This window comes from Solibacillus sp. FSL W8-0372, from assembly GCF_037969735.1.
Lineage (GTDB): Bacteria > Bacillota > Bacilli > Bacillales_A > Planococcaceae > Solibacillus > Solibacillus faecavium.
Genome location: NZ_CP150204.1, coordinates 3371752 through 3386477, shown reverse-complemented (window position 1 = coordinate 3386477; position 14726 = coordinate 3371752). Strand labels below are relative to the sequence as shown.

Annotated in this window: 15 protein-coding genes; 12 read left to right on the top strand and 3 right to left on the bottom strand. The window is 37.6% G+C overall.

What is annotated here, in order from left to right; genetic code table 11:
* Window positions 1–19: 19 nt before the first annotated feature.
* Window positions 20–919, bottom strand: a complete 900-nt coding sequence (locus MKY13_RS17410) for a TIGR01777 family oxidoreductase (protein ID WP_339214138.1) — start codon at window positions 917–919, stop codon at window positions 20–22.
* Between the two features lie 109 nt (window positions 920–1028).
* On the opposite strand from MKY13_RS17410, the gene recX reads away from it, so the two are divergent.
* The 3 genes from recX to MKY13_RS17395 are packed head-to-tail and all read left to right on the top strand — an operon-like array spanning window position 1029 to window position 2431.
* On the top strand, window positions 1029–1838 hold the full coding sequence (gene recX / locus MKY13_RS17405; protein WP_339214136.1) for a recombination regulator RecX: 810 nt from the start codon (window positions 1029–1031) through the stop codon (window positions 1836–1838).
* Window positions 1831–2160, top strand: coding sequence for a YfhH family protein (locus MKY13_RS17400; protein WP_191701012.1), 330 nt, complete (start codon window positions 1831–1833; stop codon window positions 2158–2160). Before recX ends, MKY13_RS17400 begins: the two co-directional genes overlap by 8 nt.
* Before the next feature lies 1 nt (window position 2161).
* Window positions 2162–2431: a YfhJ family protein gene (locus tag MKY13_RS17395; protein WP_191701013.1), complete on the top strand. Its 270-nt coding sequence runs from the start codon at window positions 2162–2164 to the stop codon at window positions 2429–2431.
* Window positions 2432–2507: 76 nt separating this feature from the next.
* Here MKY13_RS17395 and MKY13_RS17390 read toward each other — a convergent pair whose 3' ends face one another.
* Window positions 2508–3497, bottom strand: coding sequence for a metal-dependent hydrolase (locus MKY13_RS17390; RefSeq protein ID WP_339214133.1), 990 nt, complete (start codon window positions 3495–3497; stop codon window positions 2508–2510).
* Window positions 3498–3648: 151 nt separating this feature from the next.
* Between MKY13_RS17390 and mutY the strand changes: the two genes are divergently transcribed.
* From mutY to MKY13_RS17345, 9 genes are all read left to right on the top strand, one after another.
* The gene (mutY, locus tag MKY13_RS17385) at window positions 3649–4707 is read left to right on the top strand and encodes an A/G-specific adenine glycosylase (protein ID WP_339214131.1); all 1059 of its coding nucleotides are present in this window, start codon (window positions 3649–3651) and stop codon (window positions 4705–4707) included.
* Window positions 4708–4769: 62 nt separating this feature from the next.
* On the top strand, window positions 4770–5057 hold the full coding sequence (locus MKY13_RS17380) for a hypothetical protein (protein WP_339214129.1): 288 nt from the start codon (window positions 4770–4772) through the stop codon (window positions 5055–5057).
* 188 nt (window positions 5058–5245) lie between these two features.
* Complete coding sequence (locus tag MKY13_RS17375) at window positions 5246–5794, top strand: DUF402 domain-containing protein (RefSeq protein WP_191701017.1); 549 nt, start codon at window positions 5246–5248, stop codon at window positions 5792–5794.
* 130 nt (window positions 5795–5924) lie between these two features.
* On the top strand, window positions 5925–7670 hold the full coding sequence (locus MKY13_RS17370; protein ID WP_339214126.1) for an ABC transporter ATP-binding protein: 1746 nt from the start codon (window positions 5925–5927) through the stop codon (window positions 7668–7670).
* Between the two features lie 161 nt (window positions 7671–7831).
* The gene (locus MKY13_RS17365; protein WP_191701019.1) at window positions 7832–8851 is read left to right on the top strand and encodes an ABC transporter ATP-binding protein; all 1020 of its coding nucleotides are present in this window, start codon (window positions 7832–7834) and stop codon (window positions 8849–8851) included.
* Complete coding sequence (locus tag MKY13_RS17360) at window positions 8826–9803, top strand: dipeptide ABC transporter ATP-binding protein (RefSeq protein WP_191701020.1); 978 nt, start codon at window positions 8826–8828, stop codon at window positions 9801–9803. Before MKY13_RS17365 ends, MKY13_RS17360 begins: the two co-directional genes overlap by 26 nt.
* A 39-nt stretch (window positions 9804–9842) precedes the next feature.
* Window positions 9843–11489: an ABC transporter substrate-binding protein gene (locus MKY13_RS17355; RefSeq protein ID WP_191701021.1), complete on the top strand. Its 1647-nt coding sequence runs from the start codon at window positions 9843–9845 to the stop codon at window positions 11487–11489.
* 90 nt (window positions 11490–11579) lie between these two features.
* On the top strand, window positions 11580–12584 hold the full coding sequence (locus MKY13_RS17350; RefSeq protein WP_191701022.1) for an ABC transporter permease: 1005 nt from the start codon (window positions 11580–11582) through the stop codon (window positions 12582–12584).
* 16 nt (window positions 12585–12600) lie between these two features.
* Window positions 12601–13494: an ABC transporter permease gene (locus tag MKY13_RS17345; protein WP_191701023.1), complete on the top strand. Its 894-nt coding sequence runs from the start codon at window positions 12601–12603 to the stop codon at window positions 13492–13494.
* A 47-nt stretch (window positions 13495–13541) separates the two neighbouring features.
* Here the strand turns inward: MKY13_RS17345 and MKY13_RS17340 are convergent, their stop codons facing one another.
* The gene (locus MKY13_RS17340) at window positions 13542–14636 is read right to left on the bottom strand and encodes an aromatic acid exporter family protein (RefSeq protein ID WP_191701024.1); all 1095 of its coding nucleotides are present in this window, start codon (window positions 14634–14636) and stop codon (window positions 13542–13544) included.
* Window positions 14637–14726 lie beyond the last annotated feature (90 nt).

The window sequence follows — 14726 nt, the reverse complement described above, 5'->3', positions numbered from 1 at the left end:
GTGAAATGCCACGTTTTATTCATTTATATAAATTACGAATGGCATCTTCGACCGATACGAACTGAAATTCAAAATTTGCATTTAATAACTTTTCCGGAAATACGTGCTGCCCTTCAAGTACAAGAATACTTTTTTCACCAAGTGCAAGCTTTAAAACTGTGCTTGGAACAGGAAGCCAATGAGGACGATTTAGTGCTAAGCTAATTGATTTTCCGAATTCTCTCATTCTTTTAACATTCGGTGTTGTAAAATTAATTGGTCCGGATAAGTTTTCATCTGAAATTAGCAACAGCATAGCTCTTACTACATCTTCTATATGAATCCAACTTAGCCACTGGTTACCCGATCCGATAGTGCCGCCGATGCCTAGTTGATAAGGAAGCACCATCATAGGCAATGCGCCTTCACCGTTTTGTAAAATGACACCAAACCGAGTTAAGCAAGTCCGAATACCAAGTTGCTCAGCTTGAAGTGCTTTTTCTTCCCAGTGTGCGACAACTTGTCCTAAAAAATCATTTGCTTTTTCATCAGACTGCTCTGTGTAGACAGCAGTTTCCGATACCGGATAAATCCCGACTGCGCTCGCATTAATTAAAATTTGAGGTTTATATTGTAAGTGTTGCAATATACGGATTACTTCATCTGTTGCATCCATTCGACTGTTATAAATCTTTTCCTTTTGTTCTTCTGTCCATCGACCATCGTTTAAAGATACACCAGCCAAATTTATAAAAACATCAGTGTTTTCAACATAAAGCTCAGGGGTCGCGTCGTCATTTAACCATTGAATGTACTGAATACCGTTTTTAAACTGTTGCTCGCCACGTGTCAATATTATTACGTCATGTCCGTTTTCAATTAGCCGCTTACTTAATTTACGACCAACCATTCCTGTCCCGCCTGCAATAGCAACTCTCACAAATAACACCTTCCTTTAATTAGTCTAGTTAGTTAAGTATACCGTTTCATGAAAGAGAAAGTAAAAACATGTATACTAGAATGAACAAGGTTATTGTGAGGTGTGCATAGTGCAAGTAATAACAAAAATCGGACGGCAAAAAAACAATCAACAACGTTATAATATATATTTAAACGAAAAATATTCATTTGCGGTCGATGAAGGTACACTTATTAAATTTGGTCTGCAAAAAGGCAAAGTACTTGAGCAGATGGAAATAGATGAAATACAATATGAAGATGAGATTGCAAAGGCATTTAATAAGGCGCTGAATTTTTTAAGCTTTCAAATGCGCAGTAAGTATGAAGTGAAAACAAAGCTGTTACAATTAGGTTATGGGGAAGCTGTCATTCAGGAAGCTATTCATAAACTAACGGGCTTAGGTTTTTTGAATGATGAAAGTTATTCAAAAGCACTTCTTGAAACGAGAAAGCGTACTGCCAAAAAAGGTCCCGCAGCTATCCGCCAAGACTTCATAAAGAAAGGCATCGACAAAGAACTGCAGCAACAAGTATTGGGAACGTTTAGTCATGATGAGCAACTGAAGATTGCAATGGAACTAGCAGAAAAAGCAATTAGGTCCAATGAAAACAAAACACCGACTCAAGTGAAACAAAAAATCCAGGATGTACTCCTCCGCAAAGGATATTCTTATTCCATAGTGACTGAAATAATTGAACAAATAAAACTTGAACGCCATGATGAAGAATGGGAGCTATTAATCGAAAATCAGGGCGATAAACTTTGGCGCAAATATGCATCGAAGCTAACTGGTTTTGAGCTACATCAAAAAGTTAAGCAAGCTCTGTATCAAAAGGGCTTTCCGATAGAGAAAATAAAAGAATATATTGATCAAAAGGAGCAACACCAAAATGAATGAATTAACTTATAGTAGAATGTCGGAACAAGAATTACGCCAAGAAGTTGCCAATTTACGTGAAAGAGCACGAAAAGCTGAGCAATTAGGGATAGTAAATGAATACGCGGTTTTTGAGCGCAAAGCACTGATGGCTGAAGCCTATTTAGTAGATCTTTCAACAATTATTCCCGGGGAGTTATATCGTTTAAATGGTTCGCCAGGTGAATTTTTTCAAGTAGATTATTTAAAAGGGCGTTTCGCATGGGGACACCGATTAGGTTCTGAACGCTTTGAAGAGGCATTACCCGTATCAATGTTACGTCCGGTAAAGGAAGGGAAGTAAAATGGAAGAGATTTATCAAAAACTGACAAAGCAACTTTTAGACAAAAATCCAAACTTGCCAACAGGTCGCGCCCGTACATGGGTGGAACTTTTATGCAGTGATTTTGAATCAACTTCGGCAAAGGCCGGTGCAAGTTATCGCGGCACGGAATATACAGGACAATTAGTCAGTCAGTTAATTGAAAGTTATGGAGATAAGCTTCACCTATTCGCAGCGAAAAATCCAAAATATGCTCATTTATTGAATGATAGTGAAGATACAGTGAACTAAAAAACCACCAGTTTATACTGGTGGTTTTCCCCGTTTAATAACTACCAATATGAGTTGGTTTAAGAGGATATGTCATTTATTCATTTCCAGCTCCTATTTGTAAACGCTTTTGTAACTTTTCTTCCGTAAATATCCAACCTGTATAAGAATTTACGATGTTAAGTTCTTTATCTAAATGTGCGACGGCAACGAATGGGTAGCGGTCGTTACTGCGATAGCGCAAATCAATTAATCGAAGCTCCGTTATTCCATTTTCAAGCTCGGAAATCTCCCATCTATAGAGTGGGGAAAATGATAAAAACGCATCAAGATTCGGATCTTTTATCGCCTTTGCAACGAGCTCTGTTTTTGGAATAGGCTCAATTTTGAACTTGTCATAGATGTTGACAGTTCTTCGATAAGCACGGCCTACGTAAAAATGCGTTTTTGACTTTGCAGCTATTTTCCAATGGAAGAAACGCATAGTCGGAGCCACAATAACGAATTCCTCATCTTGCAACTCGTGATGAACGGTAGACTTAATTGCCTTTTGAATGGCAAAGCGTAAAATATAGTAAACAAAAATTATTAGATACATTATAGTAAATGTTAAAACGGGCTCTGTACCGAATAGCCAAAGTAGAATACCTATACAATGAAACCCAAATATAAAAGGATCGAATGTATTGATAACACCGAGTGCTACCCATTTTTTTGAGAATGGGCGTAAAGCTTGGGTACCGTATGCATTAAAAATGTCAACAAAGACATGTAAAAATACTGCAATCTGAGTCCATAACCATACATTAAACAAATGAGCGTCAGGTAGAATAATGGCTAGTGCACCTGTTATTAATAAAGGCCATAATAAAACAGCAGGGATCGAGTGTGTAATTCCCCGATGATGCCGTATATAGATTGCGTTATTGCGAAATTTTAAAACCGTATCAATATCAGGTGCCTGCTGACCAATAATCGTTCCGGCCATAACAGCGGTAAATGTTATTGAATGGCTAGCAACAGTTTGGTCAACAAGTGCTAGGCCACCAATAGCAATACCCATAACAAAATGTGTGCCTGAATCCAAAGTTATCATCCCCTCGATCATCAAACCGTTCGAGAACGGAAATATATAGCTTATTTCAATGTATAAACATTAAAGAAGGTAAGCCTCAACGTAATTTATTTAATAATATACCCTTTTTTAAGGAAATAAAATCGAATTTTTGGAGGACATTTTGAACTATCCATATATAAAACAATTTCGCAAAGCATTAGTTACATGGTATTTAGAGGAACAACGAGATTTGCCGTGGCGTCATACGAAAGAGCCCTATCAAATTTGGGTTTCTGAAGTGATGCTTCAACAAACAAGGGTTGACACGGTAATCCCATACTACAGCCGATTTATAGAAAAATATCCGACAGCGGAAAGTTTAGCGTATACGCCGGAAGAAGAGCTTCTTAAGATGTGGGAAGGTCTTGGCTATTATTCCCGTGTGCGCAATTTACAGGCTGGTGTTAGAGAAGTTGTCGAAGTATACGGCGGTAAAGTACCGGATAATCGAGTAGATATTTCAAAGTTAAAAGGTGTGGGACCATATACAGCAGGCGCAATTTTAAGTATTGCTTATGGTAAACCGGAGCATGCTGTTGATGGGAATGTTATGCGCGTATTGAGTCGCGTGTTAAATATTGATGCAGATATTGCATTACCAAAAACGAAGAAAATTTTTGAAGAGGCAGTAACAAAGTTAATTGATGTAGAAAATCCCTCCGCCTTTAACCAAGGATTAATGGAATTAGGAGCATTAATCTGTACTCCAACGTCACCAAAATGCCTATTATGTCCAGTCCGTGATTATTGCACTGCCTTTCATGAAGGTAACCCGGCAAGCTTACCGGTAAAGTCCAAAAAGTTAAAGACGAAAGACATACATTACGATGTCTACGTAATTCGCAATAAAGATGGAAGTTACCTTATGGAGAAAAGGATGGAAGAAGGGCTGCTTGCAAACATGTGGCAGTTTATAATGGTTGAGCGTGATGAAGTTGAAAATAGTTTAACCAAAGTTGAAAAACAATATAACGTGATCCTTAATAGGGAATTAGTCGAGCCAATAATTAGTTTTAAACATGTGTTTTCCCATTTGAAATGGCATATTAGCAGTTATTTAGTTGATGCAATTGAAACTGGTGAATTGAGCCAGTTAAATACAGCCTTTTTGACGAAAGAGCAAATTGAAAGTATCCCGATGCCTGTGCCGATGTTAAAAATTTGGGGAAAGTTAACATGAAAAAAATAGCGCATAATTTATTCTACCTCCGACCACAATAATGGTCATGGAGGTGAAAAAATATGAAACGAAACGATCAAAACAATAACCAACAAAACCGCAATAACCAACAACAAAACCAAAACCAATTCCAAAACCAAAACAATCGTGAGGAATTTGGTGAGGATCTAAATTTTAATAATTTTAACCAAAACCAAAAGCAAAACCAAAACCAAAATCAACAAAATAATAACGAAGAATTTGGTCAAGAGTTGAATTTTAATGAAGTTCAACGACAAAACCAAAAACAAAATCGTGAGCAAGAACAACGTAACGCTCAATTTAATAAGCGTAATAACAATAACTTCTAATTTGAAGTAGAAGAGGGTGTTCTGAAAGTGTCGACTTTCAGAGCATCCTCTTTGTTTTTGGATCAACCATTATCGTTTTTCCGAATTTTTCACACAAAATTGAAAATAATTGCATTCTAACTACAAGTTTTGTTAAAGCATTGTTATAATACAATAAAGACAGCTAAGACGAAAAGGTGGGCTTTAAGATGGCATTACCGGTTGAAGGAGAAACAATCCAAATACATAGTTATAAGCACAATGGTAATATCCACCGTGTCTGGCAAGAAACGATGGTATTAAAGGCAACAAAAAATATCATTATCGGTGCGAATGAAAAAACTCTTGTAACTGAATCGGATGGTCGCACATGGTTAACGCGTGAGCCATCGATTTGTTACTTCCATGCTGAGCATTGGTTTAATATTATTTGTATGCTGCGTGAAGATGGAGTGTATTACTACTGCAACATTAGTTCACCATTTGTGTTTGATAATAATTGCTTAAAGTATATTGACTATGATTTGGATGTAAAGGTGTTTCCTGATATGAGTCATGCATTGTTGGATGAAGATGAATATGAGCAGCACAAATTGGAAATGAATTATCCTGAAGTCATTGATAAAATTTTAAAGCGTAATGTCAAAACATTACTGAGCTGGATTGAACAGCGTCGTGGCCCATTTGCTCCAGACTTTATAGAGTCGTGGACAAACCGCTATGAGCTATTAAGTGAAATTCAGGCAAATAAAGAGTAAACAAAACACAAGTGACTTTTTAGGTTGCTTGTGTTTTTCTTTTGGGTAAAGTCCAACTATAAATAGTAATTGAAAAATTATGATATGATAGTTGCTGTTGCAAAATTTCTGAGGGGAAGTGTTCTTTGCATTGGATAGTATTAAACGTTATATGCGGTTCGTAAAGCCGTATAAAATGCTCTTATTTTTAACAATCGTTATCGGTATACTTAAATTTGCAATTCCGCTGTTTTTACCATGGCTACTGCAAATAATTATAGATGATATCTTATTAAAAGATGGTCTTTCTACAGAAGAAAAAACGAGGCAGCTATTTACATGGATTGGTATTGCGCTCGTTGTATTCTTTATTATTCGACCACCAATCGAATATTACCGTCAATACTTTGCGCAAAATTTAAGTAATAATATATTATTTGATATACGTAAAGAATTGTATGGGCACTTACAGAAATTGAGTTTAAAATATTATGCAAATACCCGAGCTGGAGAAGTAATTTCAAGGGTAATTAATGATGTCGAGCAAACCAAAAACTTTGTCATGACAGGGTTAATGAATTTATGGTTGGATTTAGCAACAATTTTAATCGTCATTGCCATTATGTTTACGATGGATGTAAAGCTGACAATTGTTTCGTTAATTGCACTTCCGTTTTACGCTTTTAGTGTGAAGTTTTTCTTTGGGAAATTAAGAAGGTTAACTAAGGATAGATCACAGGCATTAGCAGGCGTTCAAAGTTATTTACATGAGCGCGTCGCAGGGATGAGCATTATAAAAAGTTTCACATTAGAAAAGCATGAGCAAAAAATATTTGATGATACAAATGGTGAGTTTTTAAATAAAGCATTAGCCCACTCGCGTTGGAATGCGAAGTCTTTTGCTGTCGTTAATACGATTACAGATATGGCACCGTTAATCGTTATCGGATATGCAGGTTACCAATATTTACAAGGTGCACTTTCAATTGGTGTACTCGTTGCTTTTTATGCATATATTGAACGCCTTTATGGTCCTTTACGTCGTTTAGTAAGCTCGTCAACAACATTGACACAATCTATTGCCTCGATGGATCGGATGTTTGAGTTAATGGACGAAAAATACGATGTCCAAAATAAACCGAATGCACTGCTACTTCCACCAGCAAAGGGTAAACTTCAATTTGAAAATGTCACTTTCCAATACGAAAAAGATGGGAAAATAATTTTGAATAATGTGGACTTTACCATTGAGCCGGGACAAACTGTTGCCTTTGTCGGGATGAGCGGTGGAGGGAAATCAACCATTGTCAGCTTAATCCCACGTTTTTATGATGTAACAGAGGGCGCAGTCAAAATTGATGATCACAATGTTAAAGATGTAAGTATAGAATCTTTACGTTCGCAAATTGGAATAGTATTGCAAGATAATATTTTGTTTAGTGACTCAGTGAAGCAAAATATTTTAATGGGTAATCCAAATGCAACAGATGAAGAAATAGTTGCAGCTGCTAAAGCGGCAAATGCTCATGATTTCATTATGAGTTTACCTGAGGGCTATGATACTAAAGTCGGTGAGCGGGGAGTCAAACTTTCTGGAGGTCAAAAACAACGTGTAGCAATTGCACGGGTATTTTTGAAAAATCCGCCAATATTAGTATTGGATGAAGCAACTTCAGCGCTTGATTTGGAAAGTGAAGCACTTATACAGGATTCACTCGACCGATTAGCACATGATCGTACGACAATTATTATTGCGCATCGACTATCTACTATTACCCATGCACATAATATATTTGTTATAGAGCATGGGGAAGTAGTTGAAGCAGGAACCCACCAACTACTAATGGAGCAAGAGGGAGCATATTATAACTTATTCCAAGTACAAAAATTAGATTAAATCCAAAAAGCTATGTTGAAACAATAATTCAGCATAGCTTTTTTATTAGCTTAATATTCATAATATTCAATAAATTATAGCACGATAATGTTGTAAATTTCCAATTGGTATAATATCATATTTTCAAATACTTTTAATCTTCAGAATATTGAGGTGGTTGAATGAGTCGAAAAGCTGTGTTGGAAGTGAGAGAGTTAGAAACTACATTTTTTTCGGACAGTGGAAAGGTTGCTGCTGTTGATCGAATAAGCTTTTCAATTCATGAGGGGGAAATTCTAGCCATCGTAGGAGAGTCTGGATGTGGGAAAAGTGTAACATCTCTTTCCATAATGGGCCTTGTACCAAGCCCTCCAGGGAAAATAACGAATGGCAGTATTTTATTGAAAGGGCAAGATATCTTGAAATTTTCTGATAAACAAATGCGAAAGATCCGTGGCAATGAAATCGCTATGATTTTTCAAGAGCCGATGACTTCGCTTAATCCATTATTTACAATTGGAAATCAGTTAATTGAAGCGGTACGCATCCATCATCCGAAATGGTCGAAAAAAGAATCTACTGCACGTGCAATAGAAATTATGAAACTAGTAGGATTACCGAGAGCGGAACAATTGATTAATGATTATCCACATCAGCTATCTGGTGGAATGAGGCAGCGCGTTATGATTGCAATGGCTCTTGTATGTAATCCAAAAGTGCTCATTGCGGATGAACCCACAACTGCACTGGATGTAACGATACAAGCCCAAATTTTAAAGTTAATGCGTGATTTAAATGAACGATTGAACACCGCGGTCTTATTAATTACGCATGATTTAGGGGTTGTTGCTGAAACATGTGAGCGCGTCATTGTAATGTATGCTGGTCAGATTGTGGAAGAAGCACCGGTTAATGAAATATTTAAAAACCCCCAGCACCCATACACGAAAGGGCTCATCCAATCTGTACCTGATATGCGCTATAAAAAGGATACACTTTATTCCATTCCAGGTAATGTACCGAAACCAGGCTCTATTTTAGAGGGTTGCCGTTTTGCAGCGCGTTGTGAATATGCATTTGATCGGTGTTTATCCAGCAATCCCCCACTATACGATGCATCAGGGGCACATAGAGCACGATGTTTCTTATTGGATATGGAAGAAGGGGGGATTTCACATGTCGAAAGTGCTGCTGAAAGTTGATCATTTAAAGAAATATTTTCCGATTCGCCATGGGATGTTTGCCAGACACGTTGGAGATGTAAAGGCAGTCGATGATGTATCATTCGAACTTTATAAAGGAGAAACACTTGGGATTGTTGGGGAATCAGGATGCGGAAAATCTACTACTGGCCGCGCAATTATGCGTTTACATGAACCGACAGAAGGAAAAGTGTTGTTTGATGGTATTGAGCTTACTGATTTAAATAGTGAGCAAATGCGAAAAGTTCGAAGAGATATACAAATGGTATTTCAAGACCCGTACGCATCGTTAAATCCGAGACATACGGTAGAAAAAATTTTGGAAGAGCCGTTAATTGTCCATGGCATCGGCAATGCGAAGGAAAGAAAAAATAAGGTTCGAGAATATTTGGAGATTGTAGGACTGAGCTCATACCATGCGAAGCGTTATCCTCATCAATTTAGTGGAGGACAACGGCAGCGTATTGGAATCGCAAGAGCGCTTATGACCAATCCAAAATTGATTATTGCTGATGAACCAGTCTCCGCATTAGATGTATCTATTCAAGCACAAGTATTGAATTTAATGCAAAGACTGCAGGATGATTTAAAGCTCACTTATATATTTATTGCACATGATTTAGGTGTTGTACGACATATTAGCGACAGAGTAGGCGTGATGTATTTAGGAAGGCTCGTTGAAATTGCTGAAAGTGAATCACTGTATCATGAGCCGCTTCATCCCTATACACAAGCGTTATTATCCGCTGTACCAATACCGGACCCAGTATATGAAAGAGAGCAACTATTACTAAAGGGTGATATTCCGAGCCCATCCAATCCACCAACAGGGTGTACTTTTCATACGCGATGTCCGCATGCTATGGAAAAATGCAAACAAGTTATTCCTATGCTCCAGAAAATCAAATCGGGTCATTCTGTTGCGTGTCATTTATATGAAACGCCGCAATGATAATAGATTAAAAGAAAAAGAATCTAGGGGGTTGTTTTATTGAAGAAAGGTAAAGTGTATTCATTAAGTCTCATTATGCTATTAATGATGGCTCTATTTTTGGCTGCTTGTGGTGCTGATGAGGAAGATACGTCAACATCAGAGTCAGGTACAGATTCAAGTGCGACTAATACAGAAAGCGATGCGACAGACGATTCAAAATCTTCAACACCTCAAATTTTAGTATTTGGTCGTGGGGCAGACTCAGTTTCACTTGATCCGGGAACAGTAACGGATGGTGAATCATTTAAAGTTACACAAAACCTTTTTGAAACATTATTGAATTTTGGAGAGCAGGATACAACAATCAATCCTGGCTTAGCAAAAGAATGGAAAGTAAGTGATGATGGCTTAACGTATACATTCCAGCTTCAGGAAGGCGTGACATTCCATGATGGAACAGATTTCAATGCTGAAGCGGTTATTAAAAATGTTAACCGTTGGAAAGGTGGAAAAGAAGAGGATTTCTACTACTTCAACTCAATGTTTAAAGCTGAAGGGGAAGATATCATTAAAGATGTGACAGCAGAAGGGGATTACACTGTTGTATTCACACTTTCCCGTCCGCAGGCACCATTCCTTAAAAACTTGGCAATGAGCCCGTTCGGTATTGCTTCACCAACTGCATTTGAAGCATCGGGTGATAGCTTTGGTGACCAACCAGTAGGAACTGGACCATTTAAATTTGTAGATTGGAAACGTAATGATTCAATTACAATTGAGAAGTTTACAGAATACTGGCAAGAAGGTTTACCTAAATTAGATAAAGTTATTTTCCGTTCTATTCCAGATAACTCTGCTCGCCTTAATGAATTAATGGCAGGTAACATTGATTTAGCAGATGGTATTAATCCATCTGATGGTAAGACAGTGGAAGGTGATGCTGAATTACAGCTTATTGAACGTCCATCAATGAATATTGGCTATTTAGGATTAACGAATACACGTGCACCATTTGATAACAAATTAGTGCGACAAGCTGTTAACTATGCAATCGATAAACAAGCAATAGTAGATGCATTCTTTGAAGGTCGCGCGGAAGTTGCAGCAAACCCGATGCCATCATCAATTAGTGGCTATAACGATGCAATTTCTCCGTATCCGTATGATCCGGAAAAAGCGAAAGCATTATTGGCAGAAGCTGGCTATGACGGAAAAGAAATTGAGCTATGGGCTATGCCTGTACCACGTCCATATATGCCGGACGGTGCTAAAGTAGCGGAAGTTATTCAGAAAAACTTAGAAGACGTAGGTATTCCATCAAAAATCGTAACATTTGAATGGGCGACATATTTAGAAAAAGCGAAAAATGGAGAAGCAGATGCGTTCATGCTTGGATGGACTGGCGATAACGGAGATGCAGATAACTTCATTTACACATTATTGGATAAAGACAATATCGGCTCAAATAACTATGCGTACTATTCTAATGATGAAGTGCATGAGTTATTAATTAAAGCACAGTCAGAAACTGATGAAAATGTACGTAATGATTTATACAAAAAAGCACAGGAAATTATTCATGAAGATGCACCGTGGGTTCCGCTTGCTCACTCTACACCATTACTTGCAGCTAAAGCGGGAGTACAAGATTTCAAACCACATCCTACAGGTTCTGATAAATTAACGAATGTTTCAATTAAATAATAGAGATTTTATTTAAGTAAAAGGGGAGGTAATACGCCTCTCCTTTTTTTCTACTAGTAGAAACATACATTCATAAAAGGGGTGAAGAGCATGCTTCACTACATTGGCAAACGTTTACTGCATTTAATACCAGTATTATTAGGAATGACCTTTTTAGTATTTTTAATTATTCGTGCCATTCCTGGTGACCCAGCCCAAGTAATTTTAGGTCAACAAGCTACCGCGGATGCTATAGCAGCGCTTCGCCTAAAGCTAGGGCTCGATAATCCATGGTATGTTCAATACTTTGATTATTTAAAAGGAATATTTACAGGTAATTTAGGTGACTCATTAAGAACAAGACAACCGATTGCCTCTGAAATTTGGCCGTATTTGGCTGCTACATTTGAACTTGCACTTTTCGCTATGATTATTGCTGTTGTTGTCGGAGTAAATGCAGGGATTATTTCCGCATGGTTTCAAAATTCCTGGTTCGATTACGTGGCGATGGTTATTGCTTTAATAGGAGTCTCCATGCCAATATTTTGGTTAGGATTGATGGAACAATGGGCTTTTGGTATCCAACTAGGATGGTTGCCAACTTCAGGTCGTGAGGAAGTACGAGACCCAATTGCTGCAATTACACATTTTTATTTGATTGATACGTTATTGCAAGGTAGATGGGATCAGTTTGTTGATGTAATCAAACATTTAATATTACCTGGTATTGCACTTGCGACAATACCTACAGCAATTATAGCCCGTATGACGAGAGCGTCGATGCTAGAAGTTATGCGATCGGATTTTGTTCGAACAGCTCGAGCAAAAGGCCAGAAAATGTTTGTGGTTGTTTATAAGCACGCATTGAAAAATGCATTAATCCCTGTGTTAACGGTAGTAGGTTTACAAACGGGGATGCTTTTAGGCGGTGCCATATTAACTGAAACTATTTTTAGTTGGCCTGGAATAGGACGCTATATATATGAAGCGATAGGGTTCCGAGATTATCCTGTCATTCAGTCAGGAATTTTAATTGTTGCCTTTTTATTCGTCATGATTAATTTGATAGTCGATATTTTGTATACAGTAATCGATACACGTATTAAATACAACTAGGGGGGAGGCGCATAGCATGACTGAAATCATACGAAATCAAGTTCGACAAGTTGAAATTGAAGAAGAAGTAAAAGGACCATGGCAGGAAGCGTGGACGAGTTTCAAAAAAAGTAAATCAGCCTTAGTAGGCAGTGCAATTGTTATATTTTTTGTCCTTGTTGCGGTTGTTGGTCCCTTTATCGCACCCCAAGGAATTAATGATCAAAATTTAAGTATGCGCTTGCAGCCTCCATCCGCTGAATTTTGGTTTGGGACAGATGATTTAGGTCGTGACATTTTTTCGCGAATTTTACATGGTGCTCGAATCTCTTTAACGGTTGGTTTGTCCGCAGTATTAATTTCGGCGGTAGCTGGTAGCTTTTTGGGAATTATTGCAGGTTATTATGGTCGTTGGGTTGATACAATTATTTCGCGGATATTTGATATTTTGCTCGCATTCCCAAGTATACTATTGGCGATTGCGATTGTATCGATTTTAGGTCCTTCCTTGCAAAATGCATTAATTGCAATTGCGATTATTAATATACCGAACTTTGGTCGACTCATTCGTTCACGAGTTCTTAGTATTAAGGAAGAGGAATATATTCATGCTGCAAAAGCAATTGGAATGAGAAATACGAGGATATTGTGGAAACATATCTTACCTAATTCTATGACACCTGTAATTGTCCAAGGAACATTGGCGATTGCAACGGCTATTATTGAAGCTGCAGCACTTGGATTTTTAGGGCTTGGAGCAGAAGCACCTCAGCCGGAGTGGGGGAAAATGTTGGCAGATGCGCGGATGTTTTTATTAAATGCACCGTGGGCTATGATATTCCCGGGACTTGCAATTATGTTGACGGTAATCGGATTTAACTTAATGGGCGATGGGCTACGAGATGCACTCGATCCAAAAATGAAAAATTAAAAAGAGGAGGTGTGCAAAAGCACATCTTCTCTTTTTAAGTAGTTCGTCTAATAAAAGTCTGATTCTAAATTAAGATTTTTTTCCTCGCTATGATAGCTACGGTAGGAAACGATTAACGTATCCAGATGCTCTAGGTTTTCCTCGTAATCTAAAATCCTGGATAAAATATAAAGCAAATGGTAGCTTGAAAACTGTTCATCTTCAGAAGCCTCTTCCTGAGCGAGAGCAATTTGTTTAATGAATTGCTCCATAAGCTCACTACCTTGTAAATATTCCTCATGCCGCGTCCATTTTGAATGTTCGGGCCTTAGTTTTCCTGTATATTTCAATAATAGTTGTTCATGATAGGTTAGTAAAAAGTCCAGCCGTTCCTGAATAATAATTTGGAATTTACTCGGCAAATTACCAAGTTCGTTTTCATGCTTATGCAATCGGACTAGTAATTCATAGCTTTTTTTCGAAGTTAATAGCATTTGACGATATATGACAAGTTTACGTGCTTTAATATATTTATGTTTTTTGGAATAGCCGCGTTCTTCTCTAAAAAAGCCATACATTGTATCCAATTCATTTAGACGGGATTCCAATTTATTGACAGCCATCTTAGTAGATGTATGTTCGCTTGCTTGGCGTACAGCTAGACGGGTCCAACGAATAATATCATCTTGTATGGAGTTAATTTTTTTAAACAGCTTTACTTCATATTTCGGTGGCAAAAATACTAAATTTACAACAAATGCAGCAAAAACACCGAGCATAATTGTTCCAAAACGAATTAAGCCAAACATTAAAAAGTCATCACCAGGCACTTCCATAATGGCAATAACAGTTACAAGTGCAAGTGAAATTGACTTTTCGAGATTCAATTTCATCATAAGACCGATTACGATAATTGCAGCAATACCGACTGCAACGATATGATGTCCGAATAGTAAACCGAATAGTACAGCAACAGTGGCGCCGATAAAATTCCCTTGTATTTGCTCTAAAATAGTAAGATAAGATCGGTAAATAGAAGGCTGAATAGCAAAGACAGCAGCAATAGCAGCAAATACAGGTGAGGGAACATCTAATATTTGGGCTAAAAATAAAGCAAAGACGATTGCAACGCCAGTTTTTAATACACGTGCACCTAGTTTCATGTACACTTCCTCCTTTCTTGCGGAGTTATGATATAGAAGCCACTATAAACTAAGAATTTATAGTGGCTTTCTTGTTTGTCTTGTATTATA

What these genes read in the sequence shown, in the direction of transcription:
- MKY13_RS17375 (WP_191701017.1), top strand. Translation starts at nt 5,246, where the DNA reads ATGGCATTACCGGTTGAAGGAGAAACAATCCAAATACATAGTTATAAG.
- MKY13_RS17365 (WP_191701019.1), top strand. Translation starts at nt 7,832, where the DNA reads ATGAGTCGAAAAGCTGTGTTGGAAGTGAGAGAGTTAGAAACTACATTT.
- MKY13_RS17350 (WP_191701022.1), top strand. Translation starts at nt 11,580, where the DNA reads ATGCTTCACTACATTGGCAAACGTTTACTGCATTTAATACCAGTATTA.
- MKY13_RS17340 (WP_191701024.1), bottom strand. Translation starts at nt 14,636, where the DNA reads ATGAAACTAGGTGCACGTGTATTAAAAACTGGCGTTGCAATCGTCTTT.
- MKY13_RS17345 (WP_191701023.1), top strand. Translation starts at nt 12,601, where the DNA reads ATGACTGAAATCATACGAAATCAAGTTCGACAAGTTGAAATTGAAGAA.
- MKY13_RS17395 (WP_191701013.1), top strand. Translation starts at nt 2,162, where the DNA reads ATGGAAGAGATTTATCAAAAACTGACAAAGCAACTTTTAGACAAAAAT.
- MKY13_RS17360 (WP_191701020.1), top strand. Translation starts at nt 8,826, where the DNA reads ATGTCGAAAGTGCTGCTGAAAGTTGATCATTTAAAGAAATATTTTCCG.
- MKY13_RS17380 (WP_339214129.1), top strand. Translation starts at nt 4,770, where the DNA reads ATGAAACGAAACGATCAAAACAATAACCAACAAAACCGCAATAACCAA.
- MKY13_RS17400 (WP_191701012.1), top strand. Translation starts at nt 1,831, where the DNA reads ATGAATGAATTAACTTATAGTAGAATGTCGGAACAAGAATTACGCCAA.